Origin of the sequence: Corynebacterium sp. SA-MJD20WY100 (assembly GCF_039822565.1) — a bacterium.
Classification (GTDB): domain Bacteria; phylum Actinomycetota; class Actinomycetes; order Mycobacteriales; family Mycobacteriaceae; genus Corynebacterium; species Corynebacterium phoceense_A.
The window spans coordinates 186,421-209,251 of sequence record NZ_JBCJKS010000001.1 but is presented as its reverse complement, the minus strand read 5'-3'; the positions used below and the strand labels follow the sequence as shown (position 1 = coordinate 209,251).

The 22,831-nt window shown below is 65.2% G+C and carries 21 protein-coding genes and 1 tRNA gene; 16 read left to right on the top strand and 6 right to left on the bottom strand.

Annotated features, from left to right (window positions below; genetic code table 11):
* Window positions 1–213: 213 nt before the first annotated feature.
* The 7 genes from ssd to ABJ196_RS00950 are packed head-to-tail and all read left to right on the top strand — an operon-like array spanning window position 214 to window position 4,760.
* Window positions 214–1,290 carry a septum site-determining protein Ssd gene (gene ssd, locus ABJ196_RS00980; protein ID WP_347304830.1) on the top strand — a complete coding sequence of 359 codons (1,077 nt, stop codon included), beginning with the start codon at window positions 214–216 and terminating at the stop codon, window positions 1,288–1,290.
* 59 nt (window positions 1,291–1,349) lie between these two features.
* The gene (locus tag ABJ196_RS00975; protein WP_347304873.1) at window positions 1,350–2,513 is read left to right on the top strand and encodes a TadA family conjugal transfer-associated ATPase; all 1,164 of its coding nucleotides are present in this window, start codon (window positions 1,350–1,352) and stop codon (window positions 2,511–2,513) included.
* The gene (locus tag ABJ196_RS00970) at window positions 2,510–3,286 is read left to right on the top strand and encodes a type II secretion system F family protein (protein ID WP_347304829.1); all 777 of its coding nucleotides are present in this window, start codon (window positions 2,510–2,512) and stop codon (window positions 3,284–3,286) included. Before ABJ196_RS00975 ends, ABJ196_RS00970 begins: the two co-directional genes overlap by 4 nt.
* Window positions 3,283–3,846: a type II secretion system F family protein gene (locus ABJ196_RS00965; RefSeq protein WP_347304828.1), complete on the top strand. Its 564-nt coding sequence runs from the start codon at window positions 3,283–3,285 to the stop codon at window positions 3,844–3,846. The genes ABJ196_RS00970 and ABJ196_RS00965 overlap by 4 nt, the downstream gene beginning before the upstream one ends.
* Before the next feature lie 43 nt (window positions 3,847–3,889).
* Window positions 3,890–4,102: a DUF4244 domain-containing protein gene (locus tag ABJ196_RS00960; RefSeq protein ID WP_347304827.1), complete on the top strand. Its 213-nt coding sequence runs from the start codon at window positions 3,890–3,892 to the stop codon at window positions 4,100–4,102.
* Window positions 4,102–4,434 carry a hypothetical protein gene (locus tag ABJ196_RS00955; protein WP_347304826.1) on the top strand — a complete coding sequence of 111 codons (333 nt, stop codon included), beginning with the start codon at window positions 4,102–4,104 and terminating at the stop codon, window positions 4,432–4,434. Before ABJ196_RS00960 ends, ABJ196_RS00955 begins: the two co-directional genes overlap by 1 nt.
* Window positions 4,431–4,760 carry an Rv3654c family TadE-like protein gene (locus tag ABJ196_RS00950; RefSeq protein ID WP_347304825.1) on the top strand — a complete coding sequence of 110 codons (330 nt, stop codon included), beginning with the start codon at window positions 4,431–4,433 and terminating at the stop codon, window positions 4,758–4,760. Before ABJ196_RS00955 ends, ABJ196_RS00950 begins: the two co-directional genes overlap by 4 nt.
* A gap of 15 nt (window positions 4,761–4,775) precedes the next feature.
* On the opposite strand, the gene ABJ196_RS00945 is transcribed toward ABJ196_RS00950, so the two are convergent.
* Window positions 4,776–7,181 carry a DEAD/DEAH box helicase gene (locus ABJ196_RS00945; RefSeq protein WP_347304824.1) on the bottom strand — a complete coding sequence of 802 codons (2,406 nt, stop codon included), beginning with the start codon at window positions 7,179–7,181 and terminating at the stop codon, window positions 4,776–4,778.
* 202 nt (window positions 7,182–7,383) lie between these two features.
* Between ABJ196_RS00945 and ABJ196_RS00940 the strand changes: the two genes are divergently transcribed.
* A complete protein-coding gene (locus ABJ196_RS00940; RefSeq protein WP_303936833.1) occupies window positions 7,384–7,587 on the top strand; it encodes a cold-shock protein in 204 nt (67 codons plus the stop codon).
* Window positions 7,588–7,638: 51 nt separating this feature from the next.
* On the opposite strand, the gene ABJ196_RS00935 is transcribed toward ABJ196_RS00940, so the two are convergent.
* The gene (locus tag ABJ196_RS00935; RefSeq protein ID WP_347304823.1) at window positions 7,639–8,268 is read right to left on the bottom strand and encodes a DedA family protein; all 630 of its coding nucleotides are present in this window, start codon (window positions 8,266–8,268) and stop codon (window positions 7,639–7,641) included.
* Between ABJ196_RS00935 and ABJ196_RS00930 the strand changes: the two genes are divergently transcribed.
* The 3 genes from ABJ196_RS00930 (at window position 8,252) to ABJ196_RS00920 (ending at window position 12,618) form a co-directional block, all read left to right on the top strand.
* Entirely contained in the window at window positions 8,252–8,632 is a 381-nt protein-coding gene (locus ABJ196_RS00930; RefSeq protein WP_347304822.1) for a hypothetical protein, read from the top strand. The genes ABJ196_RS00935 and ABJ196_RS00930 overlap by 17 nt on opposite strands.
* A 175-nt stretch (window positions 8,633–8,807) precedes the next feature.
* On the top strand, window positions 8,808–11,780 hold the full coding sequence (topA, locus tag ABJ196_RS00925; RefSeq protein WP_347304821.1) for a type I DNA topoisomerase: 2,973 nt from the start codon (window positions 8,808–8,810) through the stop codon (window positions 11,778–11,780).
* 112 nt (window positions 11,781–11,892) lie between these two features.
* Window positions 11,893–12,618 (top strand): hypothetical protein, encoded by a 726-nt coding sequence (locus tag ABJ196_RS00920; protein WP_347304820.1) that lies wholly within the window; start codon window positions 11,893–11,895, stop codon window positions 12,616–12,618.
* On the opposite strand, the gene ABJ196_RS00915 is transcribed toward ABJ196_RS00920, so the two are convergent.
* Together ABJ196_RS00915 and ABJ196_RS00910 are read right to left on the bottom strand one after the other, a co-directional pair.
* Window positions 12,596–13,822 carry a DUF418 domain-containing protein gene (locus ABJ196_RS00915; RefSeq protein WP_347304819.1) on the bottom strand — a complete coding sequence of 409 codons (1,227 nt, stop codon included), beginning with the start codon at window positions 13,820–13,822 and terminating at the stop codon, window positions 12,596–12,598. The two genes, ABJ196_RS00920 and ABJ196_RS00915, sit on opposite strands and share 23 nt — an antisense overlap.
* A gap of 107 nt (window positions 13,823–13,929) precedes the next feature.
* Window positions 13,930–15,444 (bottom strand): adenylate/guanylate cyclase domain-containing protein, encoded by a 1,515-nt coding sequence (locus tag ABJ196_RS00910; RefSeq protein ID WP_347304818.1) that lies wholly within the window; start codon window positions 15,442–15,444, stop codon window positions 13,930–13,932.
* A gap of 28 nt (window positions 15,445–15,472) precedes the next feature.
* On the opposite strand from ABJ196_RS00910, the gene ABJ196_RS00905 reads away from it, so the two are divergent.
* Together ABJ196_RS00905 and ABJ196_RS00900 are read left to right on the top strand one after the other, a co-directional pair.
* Window positions 15,473–16,690 carry a DNA polymerase III subunit delta' gene (locus ABJ196_RS00905; protein ID WP_347304817.1) on the top strand — a complete coding sequence of 406 codons (1,218 nt, stop codon included), beginning with the start codon at window positions 15,473–15,475 and terminating at the stop codon, window positions 16,688–16,690.
* A 64-nt stretch (window positions 16,691–16,754) separates the two neighbouring features.
* Window positions 16,755–16,830, top strand: a tRNA-Thr gene (locus ABJ196_RS00900).
* Window positions 16,831–16,958: 128 nt separating this feature from the next.
* Here the strand turns inward: ABJ196_RS00900 and ABJ196_RS00895 are convergent.
* Window positions 16,959–18,602, bottom strand: coding sequence for an AMP-binding protein (locus ABJ196_RS00895; RefSeq protein ID WP_347304816.1), 1,644 nt, complete (start codon window positions 18,600–18,602; stop codon window positions 16,959–16,961).
* A 178-nt stretch (window positions 18,603–18,780) separates the two neighbouring features.
* Between ABJ196_RS00895 and ABJ196_RS00890 the strand changes: the two genes are divergently transcribed.
* Entirely contained in the window at window positions 18,781–19,611 is an 831-nt protein-coding gene (locus ABJ196_RS00890; protein ID WP_347304815.1) for a GDSL-type esterase/lipase family protein, read from the top strand.
* A gap of 307 nt (window positions 19,612–19,918) precedes the next feature.
* On the opposite strand, the gene rfbA is transcribed toward ABJ196_RS00890, so the two are convergent.
* Window positions 19,919–20,785 carry a glucose-1-phosphate thymidylyltransferase RfbA gene (rfbA, locus tag ABJ196_RS00885; RefSeq protein WP_347304814.1) on the bottom strand — a complete coding sequence of 289 codons (867 nt, stop codon included), beginning with the start codon at window positions 20,783–20,785 and terminating at the stop codon, window positions 19,919–19,921.
* Window positions 20,786–20,888: 103 nt separating this feature from the next.
* Between rfbA and ABJ196_RS00880 the strand changes: the two genes are divergently transcribed.
* Both ABJ196_RS00880 and ABJ196_RS00875 read left to right on the top strand, forming a co-directional pair.
* Window positions 20,889–21,983, top strand: coding sequence for an S-(hydroxymethyl)mycothiol dehydrogenase (locus tag ABJ196_RS00880; RefSeq protein ID WP_070539506.1), 1,095 nt, complete (start codon window positions 20,889–20,891; stop codon window positions 21,981–21,983).
* Window positions 21,984–22,028: 45 nt separating this feature from the next.
* On the top strand, window positions 22,029–22,649 hold the full coding sequence (locus ABJ196_RS00875; RefSeq protein ID WP_347304813.1) for an MBL fold metallo-hydrolase: 621 nt from the start codon (window positions 22,029–22,031) through the stop codon (window positions 22,647–22,649).
* Window positions 22,650–22,831 lie beyond the last annotated feature (182 nt).

Here is a 22,831-nt window from a genome sequence, read left to right as displayed (position 1 = left end):
TGTCTGTTGTAAAAGTGAAAATTGTGACGCGTGTTGTACCGGTGGGTATGCGTGCGTACACCCTTCCTATCGGTATGCCCCGGCGATAAGTTACGGTTCCGTATCCACAGTGCTGACAATTGCACAATTTATTTGGCAAGAAAACCGGGGGTTATCCACAGGCTGACCTGCACACCCTTGTCGAAACTCGGCGCCCTGCGTTGAGTGAAAGGCATGAACGATTTCATCCTCATTGCTGTAACTGACCCCGTCGTCGGACCGGAGGCCACCCACGCGGCGGCAGCGACGGGCCTCGACGTCATCACGTGTGACGACCCGCGCGATATCGCCCGCCACGTACCACGAGCGCGCGCCGTCATTACCGACCGCACGACGGCCAGCCACGTTGCCGCGTGCGGCCGCGCCCGCGACATCTTCTTCGTCGCGGCTGACCCAGGCCCGATCGACTTCGAAGCCGCCTTGCGGGCGCATGCTGCGCAGGCCTTTCTCCTCCCCGCCGAGTCGCGCGACCTTCTCGCGGCACTGAGCACTGCGGGGGACTCGCTTGCACCAGCGTCGGTGAGCGGGAGATGCGTCGCCGTCGTTGGCGCGACAGGCGGCGCAGGAACGTCGACGTTTGCTGCTGGCTTGGCACGCACCCTCGAAGCGACCGTTCTTATCGATGGCGACCCTCGCGCAGGAGGCCTCGACTTGCTCCTTGGCGCTGAAGAAACGCCGGGCGTGCGCTGGCCGGAACTGCACCTAGGCCCAGGGCAACTCGACGCCGCGGATCTGCTTGCGGCGCTGCCCGTCACCGCCGACGGGATTCGCCTTGTCTCGGGAACGCGCAGTGGCGTGAACGATCCCTTTGAGCTGAGCGACGAAACCCTCACAGCAGTTCTGGAGTCGCTGCAGAGTCATCGCGTTGTCCTCGACGGCGGGGCGGGACCCGCCGCCTTCTTTGGTGCAGGGTGGCACGACCATGTCAACCACATCGTCATTGTTGTGCCAGCTGAGGTCCGAGCTGCGGCCGCGGCGGCGCAGATGACGGCGCGATGCGCAGCCCATGGCATTCCCGTGAGTGTTGTCCTCCGGCACCGCGGTTGGTCTTCGCTGGCTACCTCGGACGTGGAGAAGATCATCCATGCCGACATCGTGGCGGAGCTGCCGCACCTGCGTCGCCTCGCCCGCGACATGGAACTTGGCGGCTTGCCTTTAGAGCTGCCACGGCCACTGCGGCAGGCATGTGAACGCGTCATTGAGGACCTCGGCTGGGTCGAGGATCCCTGGGATGAGCGGGGCGTGGCATGAGTACGTGGACCCAGCGCGCGGGATCAGCCGGAGCGCAGATCGCGAGCGGCCACGGCCAGATCGTGACCCATTCCGAGTTGTCGGAGCGCCTCCAGCACATCCTCGCGGCTGAACCAGACCTTGCGCACGATGCCGCCGCGCTCGCCCGCCGTGTGCGCGCCGAGGCAGGAGTTATCTCGGACGTCGATCTGCTCGATATTCTCCGAACGCTCCGGCACGACACGGCGGGGCTCGGTGTCCTCGAGCCGCTGCTCGCGCAGCCAGCGGTCACTGACGTTGTGGTCAATGGGCCTGAGCGCGTCTTTATCGACCGCGGCGCCGGGTTAGAGCTCAGCTCCGTGCGCTTTTCCGACGAGGAAGAGCTCCGGCGCCTCGCTACGCGGTTGGCCATCGCGGCGGGCGCGCGCCTCGATGATGCACAGCCGTGCGCCGATGGCCGGCTGCCTCGCCCCGACGGCACGATGGTGCGCATCCACGCGTTGCTTTCGCCACCAGCGGTGGGCGGCCCGCATCTGAGTCTGCGCGTTCTACGCCAGGCTCAGGTGAGCCTCGACTCGCTCGTCGAGCGCGGCGCTGTGCCCAGCGACATTGCGGTGCACCTCCGCGGGCTCGTCGCCGCCCGTGTGTCTTTTCTCGTCATCGGCGGCACAGGTTCGGGTAAGACCACGCTGCTTTCCGCGCTCCTCGCACAAGCTCCGGCGACCGAACGCGTGCTCATCATTGAGGATACGACGGAGCTCGCGCCGCAGCATCCGCATGTGGTGAGCCTTGTAGCCCGGCGCGCCAACGCGGAAGGGCGCGGTGAAATTTCCATGTCGCTGCTGCTTAGGCAGGCGCTGCGCATGCGACCCGACCGCATCGTGGTCGGTGAGATTCGCGGCGCCGAGGTTGTTGATCTGCTCGCGGCCCTCAACACGGGGCACGATGGCGGCGCCGGCACCTTGCATGCCAACTCGCTCCACGAGGTCCCGGCGCGCATGGAAGCGCTCGCTGCGCTGGGCGGTCTCGACCGCGTGGGCTTGCACTCGCAGCTCGCCGCTGCCGTCCACGTGGTGCTGGCTATGCATCGTCGCGCGGACGGGGTACGGGAGCTCGCGCAGATTGGGCTGCTCACCGGCAATCCTGTCACCGCCCAGGTGGTGTGGAGTTCTTCCGCGGGACCGCAGTCGGGCTTCGAGGATTTCCTTCGCCTCGTGGACGGCGCACACAAGGAGGCACCATGACTATCGCGTTGTTGTGTGCTGCCGCAGCCGTCGCCGTGGGCGCGCCGGGAACGACCGAGCGTCCCGGCGCGAACCCTACACGCAGCCTGCGGCGTGTCCTCATCCCGGCGGCAGCTGGCGTGGTGGGACTGGCTGTGGCACTCGGCCGGCTGAGCATCGTCGCCGCTCTACTCATGGCCGGTGCGACTACCGCCTGGGTCGTCCGCGATATTGTGCGGACCCGCGCGCAGCGGCGGACGGAAGAGACCATGGCGGGCTACCTGGGCACGGTTACGGCAGAGCTGCGCGCAGGGAGCAGCTTTCCTTTCGCGCTCGTCCATGCAGCAGATAGGTTGCCCGAGACCGCCGGTGCTCTCCGCCGCGTGTTGCGCACCGCAGGCTATGTCGCTGTGCGGGGCGGTACCGTCTCCCAGTCGCTGCGCGCCGGGGAAGACAAGGACGGTCCAGTGACCGAGTTTGCGGATCTCGTCGAGCTGGGGGAGCGTCACGGCATCCCGCTCGCGGAGCTCGCAGAGCGCGCCCAACAACGCCTCGATGCCAGGCGCCGCCATGCTGCTGCGACGACAGCGCAACTCCAGGGGCCGCAGTCCACCGCGGTGGTGCTCACGTGCCTGCCGCTCGCGGGCATCGGCATGGGCGTTGTCATGGGTGCCAATCCTTTGGGACTCCTTCTCGGCGGTGGGCTCGGCGGCATCCTCCTCGTCGTCGGCGTGGCCCTCGTATGTGGCGGCTTTATCTGGTCGCGCACGCTCCTGCGGAAGGCGGCGGCATGACGCTTAGCTTTATCCTCCTCGCTGCCGCGGCTTTGGCGCTCACCGTCGAGGATTCCGCGCGGTCTAACCCCAAGCGACCACGAGACGGCCCGGCGTGGATACGGCGCTTCGCTTCGCAACCGACACCTGACCACATCGGGGCGGCCTTCGACATCGAGCTCTTCGCGGCGTGCCTGCGCGCCGGGTTGGGCCCAGCCGGGGCCGCGGCTGCGGTCGCCACCGTGGCACACCCTGCCGCGCGGTCCGCATGGACAGCGACGGCAGCCCGCCTGGGCCTGGGCGTTCCGGCGGCGCGCGCATGGGAACCGCTGCGCGCCGTCCCGGGGCTCGAGGAGCTGGCGGGGCTCGTGGTCATGTCGCAGAACTCAGGTGCATCCATCGTGCCAGGATGCACGCGGCTTGCGGCGGCCTTGCGTGCCGATGCCGCCGATGCCGCCACCGCCCGCGCCGAGCGCGCCGGAGTGCTCATCTCCCTCCCGCTCGCGCTGTGTTTCCTACCCGCCTTTATCGTGCTGGGGCTCGTGCCCATCGTGGTGAGTCTTAGCACGCAGATGCTCTAAACAACCAACCCATCACACACCAACTCATCGAAAGGAATCCATCATGTTGAACCACCTCCGAATCCGTCAGGCAGCACACCGTCGCGTGCGCGCTTTGCTCGGCAACGACCATGGAATGTCGACCATCGAATACGCCATGGGGTCAGTCGCCGCGGCAGCACTCGCCGGGGTGCTCTACCTCGTCATTAATAGTGGCGGGGTGAGCGAAGCGTTCGAATCCATCCTCACCGACGCCCTGAGCAACACCCCGGGCTAATGGCACGCCGTGACCGTGTGAAGATCCGCCGCGTAGCGCTGCTCGCGAGTGACCGTGGCTCGGTGAGTGTCGAGGCCGCTCTCGGCATGTCGAGTCTGGTCATCGTGCTCGTCGCCCTCGTCGGTGCCATCGCCACGCTGGGCTCGTATCTCGCCGCCGTGGACACCGCGGGCGCAGCCGCGCGTTCGTTGGCCATCGGGCTGGAATTCGAGCCAACGCGGGGCACCATCGCGACCTCGGAAGCGGGTGGACTTATGACAGTCACGGCTACCATCCCGGCGCCGCTGGGCGAGGTGAGCGCCACCGCGGTCTTCCCACAGGAGGCACCGTGAAGTGGCGCGACATCCTGGCGGACGATCGCGGCTCGGCGAGCGTCGTCACGGCGGGCATCATCGCGGCGCTCACGGGTCTGCTGCTCACCGTGGCGGGCCTCGCCTCCGTTGTCGTTGCACGTCATGAGGCCCAGGTCGCCGCCGATGTCGCTGCGGTGGCCGGGGCCTTCGCCGTCTATCGCGGCGAAAAGGGCTGCGCGGTCGCCGCGGATATCGCCAAGCGCAACGGCGCGGGGATTGCCGCGTGCGCAGTGGAGGGCGCGGACGTCGTGCTCACCACGACCGTGCGGGGCTCCGAGGCGCGTGCTCGTGCCGGGCCGCTCTAAAGCCCGGCCTCGTGGCTAGTCCTCAGGCGGTGTCTCATCGACCGGCTCGGGCTCAACAGGCCCGTTGGCGGTCATGGCGACCAAGGCACCGAGCAGCTCGATGGCGCCCGCCTTATCGAGCGGGTTGTTGCCGTTGCCGCACTTGGGCGACTGGACGCACGAGGGACAGCCGGACTCGCACGGGCAGGAGCGCACGGCCTCGTAGGTGGCCTCGATCCACTCGGGGAAGCGGCGGAAGCCCTCATCCGCGAAGCCCGCGCCGCCGGGGTGGCCGTCGTAGACGAAGACCGTGGGCAGCTGCGTGTCCATGTGCAGTGCCGTGGACACGCCGCCGATGTCCCAGCGGTCGCACGTCGCGATGAGCGGCAGCAGACCAATGGCGGCGTGCTCCGCCGCGTGCAGCGTGCCGGGGATGGCGGCGGCGTTGATACCCAGCTCCGCGAGCACCAGCGGATCGATGGTGTAGGCCACCGCGCGCGTGCGCAGGGTCTGCTCCGGCATGTCGAGCGGGATGTCGTCGCCCACCGTGCCATCGGGGAAACGCACCTGATAGCCGGTCACGGCATCGGTGACCTCGACCTCGAGATTGGCGACCCACAGGCCAGGCGAGTAATTCACGAGACCATCGGCCTGCGAGAGAATCCGGATATCCGTCGTCGAGCGCGGCTGCGTCGTGTAATTCGGGATCTCCGGATGCACGAGCGCCACGTAATTGCCGAAGTCGAGTTGGTCGACCACGTAGGACTCTCCCAGGTGCAAGTAGACCGCGCCGGGATGGACCTGGCTGGCGGCGCGGGCGGCGTCAATGGTGCCGAGCAACCGGCCGGTGGTGTGGTCGACGATCATGACTTCCTCGCCTGAGCCGCCGCGCAGCGAGACCTGCGCGTGGGCGTTCTCCGGCGTCACCGGCGAGGAACCGGCCGGCAAGGGCACGGCGAACCAGCCGCGCTCGCGGCGGCGAATGAGTCCGTCGGACTCGAGCGCGCGGACAACGCCTTCTGCGCCCCACGCCTCGATATCCGCGGGTTGGAGAGGCTTTTCGATGGCCGCGCAGTAGACGTGGCCGTAGAGGATATAGGGATTCTCGGGATTGAAGACGCTCGCCTCCACGGGGCGTCCGAGCAGCGCCTCTGGGTGGTGGACGAGGTAGGTATCCATCGGTTCATCGCGCGCGACGAGGACCACGAGGGAGCCCTGGCCGCGGCGTCCGGCGCGGCCAGCCTGCTGCCAAAAGCTCGCCACCGTGCCGGGGAAGCCTGCGGTGACGACGGCATCGAGGCCGCCCACGTCGATGCCCAACTCGAGCGCCGACGTCGTCGCCACGCCCAGCAGCGAGCCATCGTCGAGGGACTTTTCCAACGCGCGGCGGTCTTCGGCCAGGTAGCCCGCGCGGTAGGCGGCGATGCGCTGTGCGAAGTCCGGCCGGCCCAGGCGTCCGGAAAGTTCCTCCTGCGTGCGCAACGAGACCATCTCCGCGTTGCGTCGCGAGCGCACGAAGGTGAGCGTGCGCGCGCCCTCCGCGATGAGTGTGGCCATGATTCCGGCCGCCTCCGTCGTCGCGGCGCGGCGCACGGGTGCGCCGTTCTGACCTTCGGCGCCCTCAACGAACCCCGGCTCCCAGAGCGCGACGGTGCGTGCGCCCGTAGGTGCACCGTCCTCGGTGACCTCCACGAAGTCCGCGGCGGGACGCCCCGTAAGGCGCGCGGCGTGGCGCGCCGGGTCCTTCATCGTCGCCGAAGCGAGCACCACGACGGGGTGCGCACCGTAGTGCTCGCACAGTCGCAGCAGGCGGCGGAGCACGAGCGCGACATTGGCGCCGAAGACCCCGCGGTAGGAGTGGCATTCGTCGATGACGATGAACTCGAGATGGCGCAGCACGCGCGCCCAGCGTTGGTGCGCGGCGAGCAGGGACATGTGGAGCATGTCCGGGTTCGTAAAGATGAACCGCGAGTGGTCGCGAATGCCAGCGCGGGCCTCCTGCGGGGTATCCCCGTCATAGGGCGCGGGTGCCACGCCACGCAGCTCCGGGATGCCCTGGACGAGGTTCATCACGGCATGGAGCTGGTCTGAGCCCAGCGCCTTGGTGGGCGTGAGGTAGAGCGCGCAGGTCGTGGAATCCTCCGCCAAGCGCGTCAAGATGGGGAGCTGGTAGCCCAGGGACTTGCCCGAGGATGTGCCAGTGGCGATGACGGCATCGCGGCCGGCCCAGGCGGCATCGGCAAGCTGAGCCTGGTGAGCATACGGTGCGGAAATGGAGGCATCGACAAGCTTTGCTTGGAGCGCCGGAAGAACCCAGCTGGGCCAGGCCGCATGCTGTGATTCGCGCGGCGGCAGAGTTTCGACGTGGGTAGCCTCGGATTCGGGAAAACGTGCTGTGAGCAGGGCCATGAGCTCGGCGCCGAGCGGGTTAGAAGCTGTCATGCCACCCCCTTTTGTCCATTAATCTTCCCTTAGCCTATCGCTGGAGCCCATAACCTGGCACAATAGGGCATAAGGCTGGCGCCCCTTTAAGTGCAGTGTTGTAATAAGTGCTCGCAGGTAAAAGGCTTCACAAAGGCGAGCACCCGGAATTCGGGAGTTCGGCGTCGACCGGTTTCACCCATTCCGAAAGAAGGAAAATATTATGGCACAGGGAACTGTCAAGTGGTTCAACGCAGAGAAGGGCTTCGGCTTCATCGCGCCGGACGACGGCTCCGCTGACGTCTTCGTCCACTACTCCGAGATCCAGGGCAAGGGCTTCCGCTCCCTCGAAGAGGACCAGAAGGTTGAGTTCGAGGTTGGCGAGGGCCAGAAGGGCCCGCAGGCTCAGAACGTCACCGCGCTCTAAGACTTTGTGATAACAACCGCCTTCTCTTCGGGGAGGGCGGTTGTTGTCGTTTTAGGGCGTCTCCGCGAAGCCACGGCGCGTGTCCCACCAGTTGGCGATGGAATTCTGGGCCTTCTGCAGCGCCCAGCCCAGGACGAAGGCGGCGATGATGGAGATGATCATGGCGATGGCGGGATTGCCGCCGAAGAGGACGCCGCCGAGGTAGCCCACGGCCAGCGCCTGGGCGGCCCAGAGCATGACGCCGATGGTGTCGAAGAAGAAGAACATCGGCCACGAGTAGCGCATGGCGCCGAGGAAGATCGTCATAAACAGGCGGGCCGAGGGGATAAAACGCGCGATGATGATGGCGGCACCGGCGCCACGGCGCATATTGCGCTTAGCCCACTGGAGCGCCTCATAAGGCTTGGAGCCCTTCTGAGCGCGGTTGATGAGTGGCATGAGTCGCCCGCCCAAGGCGTAACAGAGGTTATCGCCCAGCATGGCGCAGCCTACCGCGACGAAGAACATGGTCGGGATGTGCGGCACGCCCTGCGAGCCGGCCCACGCGCCCACCATGTTGAGCGGGACCTCGGAGGGCATGACGGGAATGAAACAGTCGAGGAAGATCATGGAGCCGACGATGGGATAGATCCACTCGGTGAGCATGAGGGTTTCAATCCACCCCATGACTGCGTCGACCATGTCGCTCCTTTACGTCTGCTTCTACGCCGGCCGGGTGCCGCGTGACCTATCCCAGCAGAATACACGCGCCACACGCGCAGGCGTTCTCGCGCAGGTAAGCGCCGTACAGGTAAGCGCCGCGTCGGCGACAGTCACGCTTAACGTGGGCGGACTGACGGCCGACAACGCCGCGGTGACGGTCTATGGCTACGGCAAGGGCACCCGCGCGTCCGCGCTGCCGCTGCACACCGTGGGCGCGACGCTGCGTCGTTGGACCCCACCGCGGTCATGTGCTCCGACATCGACCCCGGTGGAACCTACTCTCCGGCCGTCGATGCCTGCGGTGCCGAGCGGCGGGTCCTCGTTGTGCGGGCTCTCCTCCTAGGAGGGGGATCGGGAGCGGCCAGTTGGACAGTGTGGCGCACCCAATAGATACAGTATTGTTTGCACGGCTATGAAAATGTGTACGCTAAGGAACCATTGACCTTTCTCGGTGGAAACTGTTAAAGATTTTTCATACGAAGAAGGCTGCGCGTCCGAGCGAAAGGGATGAACAACAAGTGGCAACAGGAGCTGGCCAGGGAAAGACCTTGGTGATTGTGGAGTCGGCGACGAAGGCGAAGAAGATTCAGCCTTATCTCGGCGACCACTACATCGTCGAGGCCTCCGTCGGGCACATCCGCGATCTTCCCCGCGGTGCTGCCGACGTTCCGGCTGCCTATAAGAAAGAATCCTGGGCCCGCCTTGGCGTCAACCCCGAGGACAACTTCACGCCGCTCTACGTCATCTCCCCGGACAAGAAGAAGAAGGTCGCGGACCTTAAAGCCAAGCTCAAGCAGTGCGACCAGCTCTACCTCGCAACAGACCCGGACCGCGAGGGCGAGGCCATCGCGTGGCACCTGCTCGAGGTGCTCAAGCCCAAGGTGCCGGTGCGCCGCATGGTCTTCAACGAGATCACCAAGTCCGCCATCCTCGAGGCCGCGGAAAACACTCGTGACCTGGACGTCAACCTCATCGACGCGCAGGAAACCCGCCGTATTCTTGACCGTCTCTACGGCTACGAGGTCTCCCCGGTGCTGTGGAAGAAGGTCATGCCGCGCCTGTCCGCCGGCCGCGTCCAGTCCGTTGCGACCCGCGTCATCGTCGAGCGTGAGCGCGAGCGCATGGCGTTCATCTCCGCCGACTATTGGGACCTGGGCGCCAAGCTCGCTGCGCTGTCCGGCGACACCACGGAGTTCGAGGCGCGTCTTACCTCCGTCGAAGGCCGCCGCGTCGCGCTCGGCCGCGACTTCGACGACCGTGGCCAGCTCAAGACGGACGAAGTTACCGTCGTGGACAAGGCCCTGGCGGTAAAGCTCGCCGCGGGCCTTGAAGGCGGCACCATGAACGTCGCAAACGTCGAGCACAAGCCGTACACCCGCAAGCCGTACGCGCCGTTTATGACCTCGACGCTCCAACAGGAGGCCGGCCGCCGCCTGCACTTTACCTCGGAGCGCACCATGCGCATCGCACAGCGCCTCTACGAAAACGGTCACATTACCTATATGCGTACCGACTCCACGGCGCTGTCCCAGCAGGGTCTTAACGCCGCGCGTGCGGCGGCCTCGAGCATCTACGGCGCCGAGTACGTTGCGGATTCCCCGCGCGTCTACGACCGCAAGGTGAAGAACTCCCAGGAGGCCCACGAGGCCATCCGCCCCGCCGGCGAGACTTTCGCGACGCCGGGCCAGCTCGCGGGCAAGCTCGACGCCGAGGAGTTCAAGCTGTACGACCTCATCTGGAAGCGCACCGTCGCCTGCCAGATGGCCGATGCCAAGGGCACGTCCATGAAGGTCACCATCAGTGGTCTATCGACCACTGGCGAAGAGGTCGAGTTCTCCGCCACCGGCCGCACCATCACCTTCCCGGGCTTCCTCAAGGCGTATGAAGCGCTTGCCGATGCCCCCTCCAAGCCCAAGGATGGCAAGGGCAAGGGCGGCAAGGAGCCTGAGGCTCGCCTCCCGCACTTGAACGAGGGCGACCAGCTCCGTGCCAAGGAAGTCACCGCGGACGGCCACTCCACCAATCCGCCGGCGCGCTACACCGAGGCCAGCCTGGTGAAGAAGATGGAAGACTTGGGCATCGGCCGCCCGTCGACGTATGCGTCGATCATCAAGACCATCCAGGACCGCGGCTACGTGCTCTCACGCGGCAACGCGCTCGTGCCGTCTTGGGTCGCCTTCGCCGTCATTGGCCTGATGGAAAACAACTTTGGCGAGCTCGTCGACTACGACTTCACGTCCTCCATGGAGGACGAGCTCGACGCCATCGCCGCAGGTAACGAGGACCGTACGGAGTGGCTCAACGGTTTCTACTTCGGCAACGCCGAGGCGAGCAAGGAAAAGGCCGCGTCCATCGCGCGCCACGGCGGCCTCAAGTCGCTCATCGACGTCAACCTGGAGGCCATCGACGCCCGCCAGGTCAACTCGCTCAAGCTCTACACGGACTCTGAGGGCCGCGACGTCTTCGTTCGCGTCGGCCGCTACGGGCCCTATATCGAGCGCGCCGTGGGCACGAACCCGGACGGCACCATCGAGTACCAGCGCGCGAACCTCTCGGAGACCGTCACCCCGGACGAGCTCACCGAGGAATTCGCTGAGAAGCTCTTCGCGACACCGCAGGGCGGCCGCGAGCTGGGCGCCAACCCCGCCAACGGTCGCATGATCGTGGCGAAGGAAGGTCGCTTCGGCCCGTACGTCACCGAGGTTGTCCGCGAGGACGAGCGTGCCATCGCGGAGAAGGAAGCCGAGGAGGTCGTCGCCAAGGAGCGCGCTGAGGAGGACGCGCAGCGTGCCGCCGAAGGCAAGCGCGCCAAGAACTGGGAGACGAAGACCGCCGCCAAGCAGAAAGAAAAGCGCGTCGCCGAGTACATCGACGACAAGCTCAAGCCGGCCACGGCCTCGCTCTTTAGTTCCATGGAGCCCGCCAGCGTCACCCTCGAGGAAGCCCTCAAGCTGCTCAGCCTGCCGCGTGAGGTGGGCACGGACGATGACGGCGAGGTCATCACCGCGCAGAACGGCCGCTACGGTCCGTACCTGAAGAAGGGCAACGATTCCCGCTCGCTCGCGAACGAGGAGCAGCTGTTTACCATCACCCTCGACGAGGCCCGCCGCATCTACGCCGAGCCCAAGCGTCGTGGCCGCCAGGCCGCGCAGCCGCCGCTCAAGCAGCTGGGTAACAACGATGTCTCCGGCAAGCCGATGACCGTCAAGGACGGCCGCTTTGGCCCGTACGTCACCGACGGCACGACGAACGCCTCGCTGCGCCGCGGCGACGATCCGGAAAAGCTTACGGACGCCCGCGCCAATGAGCTGCTATCCGAGCGACGTGCCAAGGAAGCTGCCGGCGGCACGAAGAAAGCTGGCAAGAAGGCCGGCAAGAAGGCGGCGAAGAAGGGCACCAAGAAGACCTCCAAGGCTGCTAAGAAGTCGACCAAGAAGACCTCGAAGGCAACCAAGAAGTCGACGAAGAAGACGACCAAGGCTGCCAAGTAAGCCGTCAACGTAGCCGGGGCAGTCTGGGACGTCTTGGAATAACAGGACTTCCTCGACCGGTGCCGCAGCGCCCCACTCTCTCATGTCGTGGCTGCGCGGTAGGCTGGCGGGCATGACCGTGAAGAACACCACTTCCTCCGTCCTGGCCGACCTGTGGGCCCGCAACAACGAGGGCGTCGCAGCGCTCATCGCGGCGCTCGAGGAGGCACTCACCAGCCCCGCCAAGATTGCGGCACTTGCCACCATCGAGTTGCCCGTGTGGGGTCGCCTCTTCGACTGGCGCTGGACGCGTGCCGTCGAGGTCGCCATGCCGGCCGCCGTGGGTGCCGCCTACGGGGACCCGCAGCGCCACCCGGAGATCGTCGCCGCGGGATTGGCCGCGAGCCTCGGCGTCGAAGAAAAGAACCGTTCCCTCGCGCATCCCACGACGTGGGGCGCGGCCGGCGTGGTGAGCAGTCAGCTCGCGTATGCGAACTTCCTGCGCCAGCGCGGCGCTCGCGGGGACGCCGCGAGCTACGTCATGGGCGGCCTCGTTGCCGCACTTGGCTTGTCCACGGCAGCAGTAAGTGATGGCACGCTGCGCACCGCCACGGGAGTGGGGGCGCTGTCCACGGCGGTGCTCGTCGCGCTCGCGAATGACGGAATGCTGCGCGCGCAGAGCCCCGCCGCTGCGGGGCTGAGCCACGGTGCCAATCTGCTCGCAGCCTCGGAGGCGCTCACTTTCCTGCGTGCGTGGCGCGAGCGGAATGACAAGAAGACCTGGCGCGTGGCGGGCGCGGCAGAGGTCGCCACGCGGGGCATCGGAAAGCTGCTGCTTATGCGCGGTGTGGCGCGCTAAGCTCCGCGCGGCCCGTCGGACCGTACGACAGGCGGCGGTGCAGGTGCTCGAAGGGGCCCTGCTTGCCCAGCGCTTCGAGTACGGCGGCACCCACGAGTGTGGCGACCCAGATGAAGAAGGCGATGATCGACATGCCGAAGGCGTCAAGGTCGAGCCCGAAGAGGAAGGGGCTGGCAACGATGAAGAAGAGGATGGACTGCACCAGGTAGCCACTCATGGAGCGCTTGCCCAGCGCTGCGGGGATGGACAACCAGGCGGGTGCGGCGGCGCCGTCCCACACGCGGCGCTGGACGCCGTCGATGAGAAGCGCGAGGGCAGCCAGGATGCCGGGGCCGGTGAATACGCCCAGTGCATTGTTGAGGTACATAAAGAACGGCTCCATGTCTGCCGGGATGATGTCGAGGGCGCTCAGGGCCCACGGCAGGCCGATGCCTACCGCAATGATCACGCCGACGACAGCCCAGATGAGCAGCTCACGGCGGTGCGCGGCGACGTCGCTGAGTGTGCCGCGGCGCGCCCACACGAAGCCGATGATCATCACCGGGAAGAGCTGAATGAGGAAGAACGGCGTGGACACTGCTTGAAAGGCGAAATACGACAGGTTGTCGAGGAGCATCGCGGGATAGGTATCCGCAGGGGAATAGCCTCCGCCGCCGAACGCCAGTGCTTCCGGTTCAAAGAACGCACCGATGGACATGCTCACTCCCATGAGCGTCCAGAAGCACAGCATGCCGAACGCGACCCGCATGAGCACCTTATCGGTCCACGTGAAGATCAAGCCGAGCACAATGCCGGCTACACCGTAGAAGAACATGATGTCGCCATGGAAGAGGAAGATGGCGTGGAGAGCACCGAAGAGCGCGAGGAAGGCGTAGCGGCGCACGACCACCGCGCGCGTGCGCCCCACGGGAAAGCCGCGGCGCCACAGGCTCATGACGATAAGACCCACGCCAAAGCCCAACAGCGTGGAGAACATGGGCAGGCCTCGAACGTGAGATGTCACCGCTGTGAAGAGGACTGTGGCGTCATCCGCGCTAGAGACGGCGCCGCCAAAGTAGTCGGCGCGCTCTGTCGTATCGTCATCGAGGAACCATGCCGTGGGCGCGTTGGCGAGCGCAATGCCCAGCAAAGCGAGTCCGCGCGCGACGTCGGGGACGAGCATGCGGGGCGGGCGAGCAGGAGCTGGCGGCATACTGGACGTCATGGCCGTTCAGCATACCTAATGAGTTGGGAACTGTCGCGGCGTGCAGTGCTTGCCAAAACGGTAGAAAATCGTCGAGCGCGGCGGAGATTTTTGGCAGCCAGTGCGGGCTAGGAACGGTCCGCGAGCGTCGCGCGGATGGGGCGCGCGAGCTGCGTCATGCGGTGGCGGCCACGCAGCTCGATGGACTTCATGAGCGTCCAGCGGGCTTGTTCCGCCTCGTTTGCGGTCTTGAGCGTGGCAGCGTTGGTGAGCACGCGGCCAGGGGTGTCCTTGGCGAGCTCCGTGAGGCGCGCGGCTTCGTTTACCGCGTCGCCGATGACGGTGTACTCAAAGCGGTCCGCGCCGCCGATGTGACCTGCGACCACGTGGCCAGCCACGACGCCGATGCCTGCCTGCAGCTCCAGATCGCGCAGCTCCAGGCGTAGCTCACGCGCGGCCTGCAGCGCCAGCGACGTGGAGTCGTAAACCGTCAGCGGTGCGCCGAAGATGGCCAGGGCCGCGTCGCCCTGAAACTTGTTGATGATGCCCTTGTTGCGGTGCACGACGGCCACGACGCGCTCAAAGAACTCGTTGAGCGCCTCCACGACCTCCTCCGGGGTGTGGTTGACCGCGAAGGTGGTCGAGCCGATGACGTCAACGAAAATGACGGCGACCTTGCGGTCCTCGCCGCCGAGCTGCGGATTTTCCTCGAGCGCGCGCTGGGCGACCTCGGTGCCGACGTAGCGGCCGAAGATATCGCGCACGCGCTGACGCTCGGCCAGGCCCTTCATCATCTCGTTGAAGCCGGCCTGCAGCACGCCCAGCTCCGAGCCGTCGTAGATGTCGACCTGGACGCCTTTGTCGCCCAGGCGCACGCGCCGGATGGCGTCCTGGAGCTCGAGGATGGGGTCGACGACGGAGTGCATGGAAAAATACGTGCCGGCAAAACCCGTGATGAGTGCGGCGGCGGCGAGGCCCGCGATAAGAATGGAGAGGTCCCCATCAAACCACCCGGCGTAGCGCGCCCTCATGAGCAAGATGATGCCCACGAGCGGCACGCCTGAGGTCATGATCCATGCCGTGATGAGGCGATACTTCACGGGCGGCTCGAGCGTGGAGTCCTCAAAGCGGCGGGCGAGCGCCTCCGCCGCGATGGGACGCACGAGGTTCTCTGCCTGCAGGTACGTGAGCAGACAGACGATCATCGCCGCGAGCGCGCCCGAAATCCCGATGATGACCGCAAGCCGCCCGGAATCGGCCGCCGCAATGATGACGGTGAGCACGATGCCCAGGCCCCATACGAGTCCGGCCACGCCCGCTTGATAGATAGGAATGCGCAGCACCACGCCGCGCACCATGTTGGGATCGTGCGTATCCGGGCTGCGTTGCCAATCGAGGACCGGCCGGAAAATAAAGCTTGTCACGACCATGCCCACGAGCACGGCAAAGACAACGTAAGCGACGCCGATAGCCCACAGGCTGTCAAAGCGTCCCGCGAATGCGCGTACTTCCGGCATGGGCAGTGCCACCACAAACAGCATGACGGCGATAGCTCCCGCGATATTGCCGCCCAGCACCAGCGCCGCGTATTTCGGCCACGAGGTGTGCAGGAGCCAGCCGGCTGCGCGCAGGAGTCTGTTCATAACTTCATACTCTACTAGGCTGGAGCGGGTGAGTTCCCCCGAAAATCTCTCTGTCGCCGCCCGGCTTGCCGATGCCCCCTCGGTCCGCGACACCATCCTCGCCGCGGCCGCCGCGGCGCATGGCTTGCCTGGTACCGACCCTCGTGCAATGACGCATTCCTGGCTGTTTACCGGTCCGCCCGGCGCCGGTCGTGCGCTGGCGGCCCAGGCGTTCGCGGCCGCGCTCATGTGTCCCGTGGAGCCCGGTCGCGGTTGCGGCACGTGCGAGACCTGCCGCGGCATTCTCGGGCCGGACCCGCGGCACACGGACTTGGTGTTCATCCGCCCCGAGGGGCTCACCATCGGCGTCGACGGCGTGCGCGACATGATCCGTGACGCCGCGACGCGTCCCACCGTCGCACCGTGGCGCGTGGTCATCTATGACAAGGCAGATCGTCTCACGGACTCCGCGGCCAACTCCTTGCTCAAAACCGTCGAGGAGCCCTCGTCGACGACGGTACTCATTCTGTGCGCGCCCTCGACGGCACCGGAGGATTTCTCGCAGACCCTGCGCTCGCGCTGCCGCCACCTCTATATCCCTGCGCCGACCGTGGATCAGATCGTCGAGGATCTCGTTGCAGAAGGCGCCTCGCCTGCCGATGCCCGTCTCGCCGCCGTCACCAGCCTGCGCAACGTCGGCAGGGCACGCCAGCTTGTGCAGAATACGGACGCCCAGCGCCGCCGCACCATGGCCATCAACCTGGCCGAGGACATCTTCCATGGCTCGGGCGCTTTTGTCGCGGCCTCGCGGCTGATCACCAACGTGACCCACGAGGCGAAGGCCATCAACGAGGCCAAAAGCGCGAAGGAGGACGAGGAGATCGCCATGGCCTTCGGCGCCGGCGCGAAGGGCAAGGGCGCGGCGAAGGTCCAGAGCGAGATTAAAAAAGAGATCAAGAAACGGGAGCCGGCGCGCCGCTCACGCCAGAAACGTACGCAATACGACTTGCTCGATACCGCCTTGGTTGACCTCCTGGGTATCTACCGCGACGCGCTCATGCTTAAAGTTGGCGCTGCGGTGGAGGCCACGCACCCCGATTTCTCCGGGCTCGCAGGCGATCTCGCCGCGCGCGTGAGCGAGGAAGGCCTCGTCGCGGCGCAGAATGCCGTTGTCCTGTGCCGCGAGCGTTTGCTCGTCAATCTCGATCCCACGATGGCGCTCAACGGGCTGGTAGGACGCCTCCGCATAGCCTGCCGCGCCCGTTGACCGGCCCGATTTTTTAACTGGGACGGTTGTCCGCTAAGCTTATGCACGCTGTTACATGCAGCGCGCCGCCTTAGCTCAGTCGGTAGAGCATCTCACTCGTAATGAGAAGGTCGTGAGTTCGATTCTCACAGGCGGCTCCACTAAACCCCCAGTTAGAAAGCCTAGATCGCTTCTCTAGCTGGGGGTTTCGCGGTGTCACGCCGCGAACAAAACGAGCACCCCCAGTCGCCGAAGCGACTGGGGTTATTCCATACGCGGTCCTGGGCGGTTAGCCCAGCAGGCGCGGCACGACCTTGCCGGTGGGGTTGCGCGGCAGGCGGTCCAAGAAGTGGACGTCACGCGGGACGGAATGTGACGCCAGGTTTTCCTCGACGAATTCGCGGATGGCGTCTTCGGTAAGTGCCTCGCCCAGCTTGTCCTTCGTGCGGACAACCCAGACTGCCACGCGCTTGAACAGGTCCTCGTCATCGACGCCACCGGAGTAGACCTCGTGGACGCCTGGCATGGATTCCAGCACCTCGGTGACGGACTCCGGGTGGACGTTCTCGCCGCCCACGATGATCATGTTGTCGGCGCGACCCACGACGTGGAGGTAGCCCTCCTCGTCGATGTAGCCCAAGTCGCCGATGGACACGAGTCCCTGCACGCGATTGACCTCCATGCCGGGCTTCGTGTAGCCCGTGAGCGTCATGGAGTTATGTAGGTAGATCTCGCCTTCCTCGCCGCGCGGCAACTCGTTGCCGTCCTTGTCGAGGATCTTCAGGCGTGTGCCCGTGGCGACGGAACCCGCGAGTGTTGGATCCGAGGCGACCTGCTCGGCATTCGCGGCTGCGGCGAGCGTAAGCTCCGTCGAGCCATAGATGTTGGCGAGGATGGGGCCGAAGCGGTCGATGGTTTCCTCGACGAGGGTCGGCGTGAGCGCGTGGCCGGAAGAGCAGATAAAGCGCAGGGAGGACGTGTCATACGTGCCCTCAGGATCGGCCTCGACCATGCGGCGGTAGAACACCGGCGAAGAAATGAGGCCGTCCAACTGGTAGCGCTGGATGTCATCGAGGCACTGAACGGGGTCGAAGACGCGGTGCGTCACGATGGTGTTGCGTGCGCCCAGCGCAATGTTGAGGCATGCCCAGCCCCACGTGTGGAAAATCGACGCGGTGAGCTGAATCTTTTGGTCGGCGCGCCACGGCACGTTGCCCATGACGGTGCTGAGCACGAACGGGAACTTCGGCTCGGGGCGGATGATGCCCTTGGGGACGCCCGTCGTGCCGGACGACATGAGCACGATATCGCCGTGCTGAGGGAACGCCGGCAGCTTCTCGTCGGCGACGAGCTCCGGGCGGCGGACGATGGAGTCCAGCGTTGTCAGGCTATGGTCGGCTTCGCCGTCGCCCTCGTGGGCGACGATGAGCTCGAGGTCGTGGCTGTAGTTCTTCGGCACGCGCGGCAGGAACTCGTCGTCGACGACGAGCACATTGATGCGGTTTTCTTCCATGGAGCCCAGCAGCTGCTCTGCGGAGGAGCCGATGTTGAGCAGGTAGATGGTGGCACCTGCGTAGCCCTTTGCGCCCAGCGGCGTGATGATGCCGCGGCCGTTGCGGGCCATGACGCCGAGGCGGATGTCATCGCCGTGGTGGCGACGCAGGTGACGCGCAAACGTGCGTGCCTCGTTGCGGAGCTGTCGATAGGTCAAAGCACCGTCATCATCAATGAGAGCAATACGCTCGGGGCACGTGAGGTAGCCCTGCTCGAGCTCGCGTGCGGTGGTGAACCGGTAACGGGCAAGAACTCCCGGCAGCGATGCTATGGCGCGCGGTCCGCCCTCTGGGCTGACGATGCCGCTGCTGACGAGGGTCTTTGCTAAAGCGCCGAAAGCCTTCGCATAGAACGGCACGCTAGAGAGCGAGAGGGTCATGAGGGATCATCCTTTAATGAAAGTTACGGGTGTCAATCAGGGTATATCTAACTATCGCCGTCGGCATAAGCACCGTTGCATTCACCAGTTGGAGTGTTGCGCACGTTACTCGTGTGACAATATAGTGTAGTTTTGTTTCGGAACATAGCCGTCCCAGTACCTAGCAGGGAAGTAACTCATGCTCTTTACCAAGAAATCGCTGAAGAAGTCTCTCACAGCGACGCTCGCCGGAGTCCTCGCGACTGTCTCACTCGGTGTTGCTGCCCCGCAGGCCGTCGCCCAGGAGCGCAACCTCGTTGCGTTCGGTGACTCCGTCCTTGCGGATCCGCGCGCCGATGTCTACCTGGGCGCCAAGATGAGCTCCACTAGCCCCCTGGGCACGAATTGCCCGCAGTCCTTTAACTTTGCCAAGCGCGCGGGCGCGAAGCTTGGCCTCCCCGTCCGTGACTTCTCCTGCTCTGGCGCTGTGTCGATGGCCCCGGGCCCGCAGATGTCCACGCAGGTCGACGAAGCCATCCGCACCGGTGCCCTCACTGGCGCCACCTCGCGCGTGATCTACGCGACCGGCTTCAACGACACGTACAACAATCGCTCGTTGAGCATGCAGGATATTCGTAACCGCTGGGTGGCCTACAACGCGCCCATCGTCAACCGCATCCGTGCTGCCGCCCCGAACGCACGCATTCAGATTGTCGGCTACCCGACGATTGGTTCTGGCGACCGTTACTGCTTGTTCCACGTCAACGGTGGCGTCCTCGACGCTACCGCTCTGCCCGAGGTGCGTTCCTGGGAGGACAAGGCTCAGTGGATGCAGGTTGATCTTGCCGCAGCTACGCGCACCGAGTTCCTCGACCTGAAGCCTTCTACGCGTAACAACGGCATGTGCGCCGGCGATAACGACCGCATGTGGGCGGGTCTCATTGATTTCAGTGGTGGCCCGGGCAACCTGCCCATCCACATCAATGCTCGCGGACACGAGCATGTAGCTAACGTCGTCGCGGCGTCCTAAGACAGGCCCTAAAGAAAGCCACAGCAACACCACTCAAGGCGGACACCACGTGTGTCCGCCTTGTGTGCGTGTGCGGAGTGTTTGACCATTGGCATAAGAATGACAAACCCGCACGGCTCGAGGTGGGTTGCGTGTGTGGATCCCCGTCCGAAGTGTGCGCTTTGCCCAGCGCGTGGCGGTGTGTACTGTGGCGACACGAAGAAAAATCCCACGTGGCGAGATGGTGGTGTGTCTACCCTATGGCTGTGATAGGGAACCCTATCGGTCGAAGGAAATTGACCAGCGGTGGGCTGGGCGCGTCGCTTGGTTAGTCGTCTCGTGCGGAGGCGAGGAGATAGTCCCCGTAGCCGGACTTCTGGAGGGGTGCGGCTAGGGCAGCGAGGGCTTCACGAGAGATAAAGCCTTCCCGGAATGCGGCGACCTCGGGTGAACCGATGATGGTGCCGGTGCGCTTTTGGAGGACCTCGACGTAGGACGCGGCCTCACTCATGGAGTCGATGGTGCCGGTGTCGAGCCACACGTCGCCGCGCTGCATGGTTTGGACGTGCAGGCGGCCACGGCGGAGGTATTCCTTATTAATGGCGGTGATTTCGAGCTCCCCGCGGGCACTGGGCGTGATGGAACGGGCGATATCGACAACGGAGTTGTCGTAGAAATAGAGTCCCACCACCGCGTAATTGGACTTGGGTGCTGCGGGCTTCTCCTCGATGGACAAAGCGTTGCCCTCGGCATCGAACTCCACGACGCCATAGCGCTGGGGATCAGAGACCTCGTAGGCGAAGATGGTGCCGCCGGCGGGGTGTTGGCAGTGCGTGAGCGCGGAGGAGAAGCCGTGTCCGTCAAAGATATTGTCGCCGAGGACGAGGGCGACGTCGTCGTCACCGATGAAGTTCTCGCCGATGAGGAAAGCCTGGGCGAGACCTTCGGGGCGGGGCTGGACGGCATAGTCAAGCATGAGTCCCCACTGTGAGCCGTCGCCGAGGAGACGTTGGAACGCGGCCTGGTCTTCGGGTGTGGTGATGATGAGGATCTCGCGGATGCCTGCTTGGATGAGCGTGGTGAGCGGGTAGTAGACCATCGGCTTGTCGTAGATGGGCATGAGCTGCTTCGATATGCCCTTGGTGATGGGGTAGAGCCGCGTGCCAGACCCGCCGGCGAGGATGATTCCCTTCATGGGGGTTTAGCTTATCCCACGCGTCGCGTCGTACGGGGCGGCACGAGTTCAAGACGAAAACGATTTTCAGCATGTGACCTGGGCCATCAGTAGAGTGGGCCACATGAGTGAAACTGTACAAGGAGTCATCGCCCGTTCGAAGGGCGCCGAAGTTGAAACCGTCTCTGTCGTTATCCCGGACCCAGGCGCCAACGACGTTATTGTCAAGATCCAGACCTGCGGCGTCTGTCATACGGACTTGGCGTACCGCGACGGCGATATCGAGGACGCGTTCCCGTTCCTGCTCGGCCATGAAGCCGCGGGCATCGTGGAGCGCGTGGGCGACGCGGTAACCCACGTCGAGGTCGGCGATTTCGTTGTCCTCAACTGGCGCGCGGTGTGCGGCGAGTGCCGTGCATGCAAGAAGGGCGAGCCGAAGTACTGCTTTAATACCCACAATGCGTCGAAGAAGATGACGCTGGAGGACGGCACGGAGCTCACCCCGGCGCTCGGCATTGGCGCTTTCGCAGAGAAGACCCTCGTCCACGAGGGGCAGTGCACGAAGGTCGATCCGAGTGCTGACCCGGCCGCGGTAGGCCTGCTTGGCTGCGGCATCATGGCGGGCCTCGGTGCTGCCGTGAACACCGGCGATGTGCAGCTCGGCGAGTCCGTCGCGGTCTTCGGCTGCGGCGGCGTGGGCACGGCCGCGGTCGCCGGTGCGCACCTCGCGGGCGCGGCAAAGATCATCGCGGTGGACCTTGATGACGAAAAGCTCGCCACCGCGAAGGAATTCGGCGCGACCCACACCATCAATTCCAAGGGCAAGTCGGAGCAAGAAGTTATCGATGCCGTCCGTGAGCTCACCGATGGCTTCGGCACCGACGTCGCCATTGACGCGGTGGGCATTCAGCCCACCTGGCGCCAGGCCTTTTATTCGCGCGACTTCGCAGGACGCCTCGTTATGGTGGGCGTGCCGAACCTCACCGACCACATCGATATCCCGGCCATCGACGTCTACGGCCGCGGCGGCTCCATCCGCCCGGCGTGGTACGGCGACTGCCTGCCTGAGCGCGATTTCCCGGCCTACACGGCGCTGTTCCAGGCGGGTAAGTTCCCGCTGGATAAGTTCGTCTCTGAACGCATTGGTCTCGACGACGTCGAGGAAGGTTTCGCGACGATGAAGGCGGGCAAGGTCCTGCGCTCGGTTGTGGAACTTTAGGTATCCTGCGGGTAAACGACCCAAACTCAGGAAGAAAGGTAGACCATGAAGATCGATTCCTTCGTCACCTCCGGCAAGTTCCGCCTCGACGGCAACGAGTGGGACGTAGACAATAACGTCTACATCCTGGGCGGCAAGGGTGGCTGCTACATCGTGGACCCGGCTCACAACGCCGAGCGCATCTACGACGAAGTCGGCGACCGCCCCGTGCGTGGCATCCTCCTTACCCACGCCCACAACGACCACTGCGAGCTCGCCCCAGAGATTGCGGAGCATTACGGTGCCGAGGTCTACCTCCACCCGGATGATCAGCCCTTGTGGGAAGAATCCAACGGCGACGCGCACTACACGCCGCTCGCGGACAACCAGACCTTCACCATCGACGGTGAGGATGTCGTCGTGTTCCACACTCCGGGTCACTCGCCGGGATGCGTGGTGCTCTACATCAAGAACGAGAACGCGCTGCTCTCTGGCGACACGCTCTTTAATGGCGGCCCGGGTGCCACGGGGCGCAAGTACTCCGACTTCGACCAGATCATCGAGTCCCTGCGTAACGTCATCTTCCACCTGCCGCCGGCCACGAAGGTGCTGCCGGGCCACGGCGATCAGACGACCGTTGGCGCGGAGGCCGAGCGCATCGACGAATACGTCGCGCGCGGCTACTAGGCCCTTGATGGTGCGACCGGCGCCGGGCCCGCGACTGCGGTGCTCGGCGCCGGTTATCTGTTGACAGGGCCCCTTAGGGACGGAGCGTGGCGAGAGGGAACGTCACTGTGCCGTCGTCGAGGGTGAGACACGGGCCGGTGCCCGTGATGACGGTACGGAAGGCGGGGCGGGGCCGTCAACGA

What these genes read in the sequence shown, in the direction of transcription:
- ssd (WP_347304830.1), top strand. Translation starts at nt 214, where the DNA reads ATGAACGATTTCATCCTCATTGCTGTAACTGACCCCGTCGTCGGACCG.
- ABJ196_RS00970 (WP_347304829.1), top strand. Translation starts at nt 2,510, where the DNA reads ATGACTATCGCGTTGTTGTGTGCTGCCGCAGCCGTCGCCGTGGGCGCG.
- ABJ196_RS00965 (WP_347304828.1), top strand. Translation starts at nt 3,283, where the DNA reads ATGACGCTTAGCTTTATCCTCCTCGCTGCCGCGGCTTTGGCGCTCACC.
- ABJ196_RS00960 (WP_347304827.1), top strand. Translation starts at nt 3,890, where the DNA reads ATGTTGAACCACCTCCGAATCCGTCAGGCAGCACACCGTCGCGTGCGC.
- ABJ196_RS00955 (WP_347304826.1), top strand. Translation starts at nt 4,102, where the DNA reads ATGGCACGCCGTGACCGTGTGAAGATCCGCCGCGTAGCGCTGCTCGCG.
- ABJ196_RS00945 (WP_347304824.1), bottom strand. Translation starts at nt 7,181, where the DNA reads ATGACAGCTTCTAACCCGCTCGGCGCCGAGCTCATGGCCCTGCTCACA.
- ABJ196_RS00940 (WP_303936833.1), top strand. Translation starts at nt 7,384, where the DNA reads ATGGCACAGGGAACTGTCAAGTGGTTCAACGCAGAGAAGGGCTTCGGC.
- ABJ196_RS00930 (WP_347304822.1), top strand. Translation starts at nt 8,252, where the DNA reads ATGACTGCGTCGACCATGTCGCTCCTTTACGTCTGCTTCTACGCCGGC.
- ABJ196_RS00935 (WP_347304823.1), bottom strand. Translation starts at nt 8,268, where the DNA reads ATGGTCGACGCAGTCATGGGGTGGATTGAAACCCTCATGCTCACCGAG.
- ABJ196_RS00920 (WP_347304820.1), top strand. Translation starts at nt 11,893, where the DNA reads ATGACCGTGAAGAACACCACTTCCTCCGTCCTGGCCGACCTGTGGGCC.
- ABJ196_RS00915 (WP_347304819.1), bottom strand. Translation starts at nt 13,822, where the DNA reads ATGACGTCCAGTATGCCGCCAGCTCCTGCTCGCCCGCCCCGCATGCTC.
- ABJ196_RS00910 (WP_347304818.1), bottom strand. Translation starts at nt 15,444, where the DNA reads ATGAACAGACTCCTGCGCGCAGCCGGCTGGCTCCTGCACACCTCGTGG.
- ABJ196_RS00895 (WP_347304816.1), bottom strand. Translation starts at nt 18,602, where the DNA reads ATGACCCTCTCGCTCTCTAGCGTGCCGTTCTATGCGAAGGCTTTCGGC.
- ABJ196_RS00890 (WP_347304815.1), top strand. Translation starts at nt 18,781, where the DNA reads ATGCTCTTTACCAAGAAATCGCTGAAGAAGTCTCTCACAGCGACGCTC.
- rfbA (WP_347304814.1), bottom strand. Translation starts at nt 20,785, where the DNA reads ATGAAGGGAATCATCCTCGCCGGCGGGTCTGGCACGCGGCTCTACCCC.
- ABJ196_RS00880 (WP_070539506.1), top strand. Translation starts at nt 20,889, where the DNA reads ATGAGTGAAACTGTACAAGGAGTCATCGCCCGTTCGAAGGGCGCCGAA.
- ABJ196_RS00875 (WP_347304813.1), top strand. Translation starts at nt 22,029, where the DNA reads ATGAAGATCGATTCCTTCGTCACCTCCGGCAAGTTCCGCCTCGACGGC.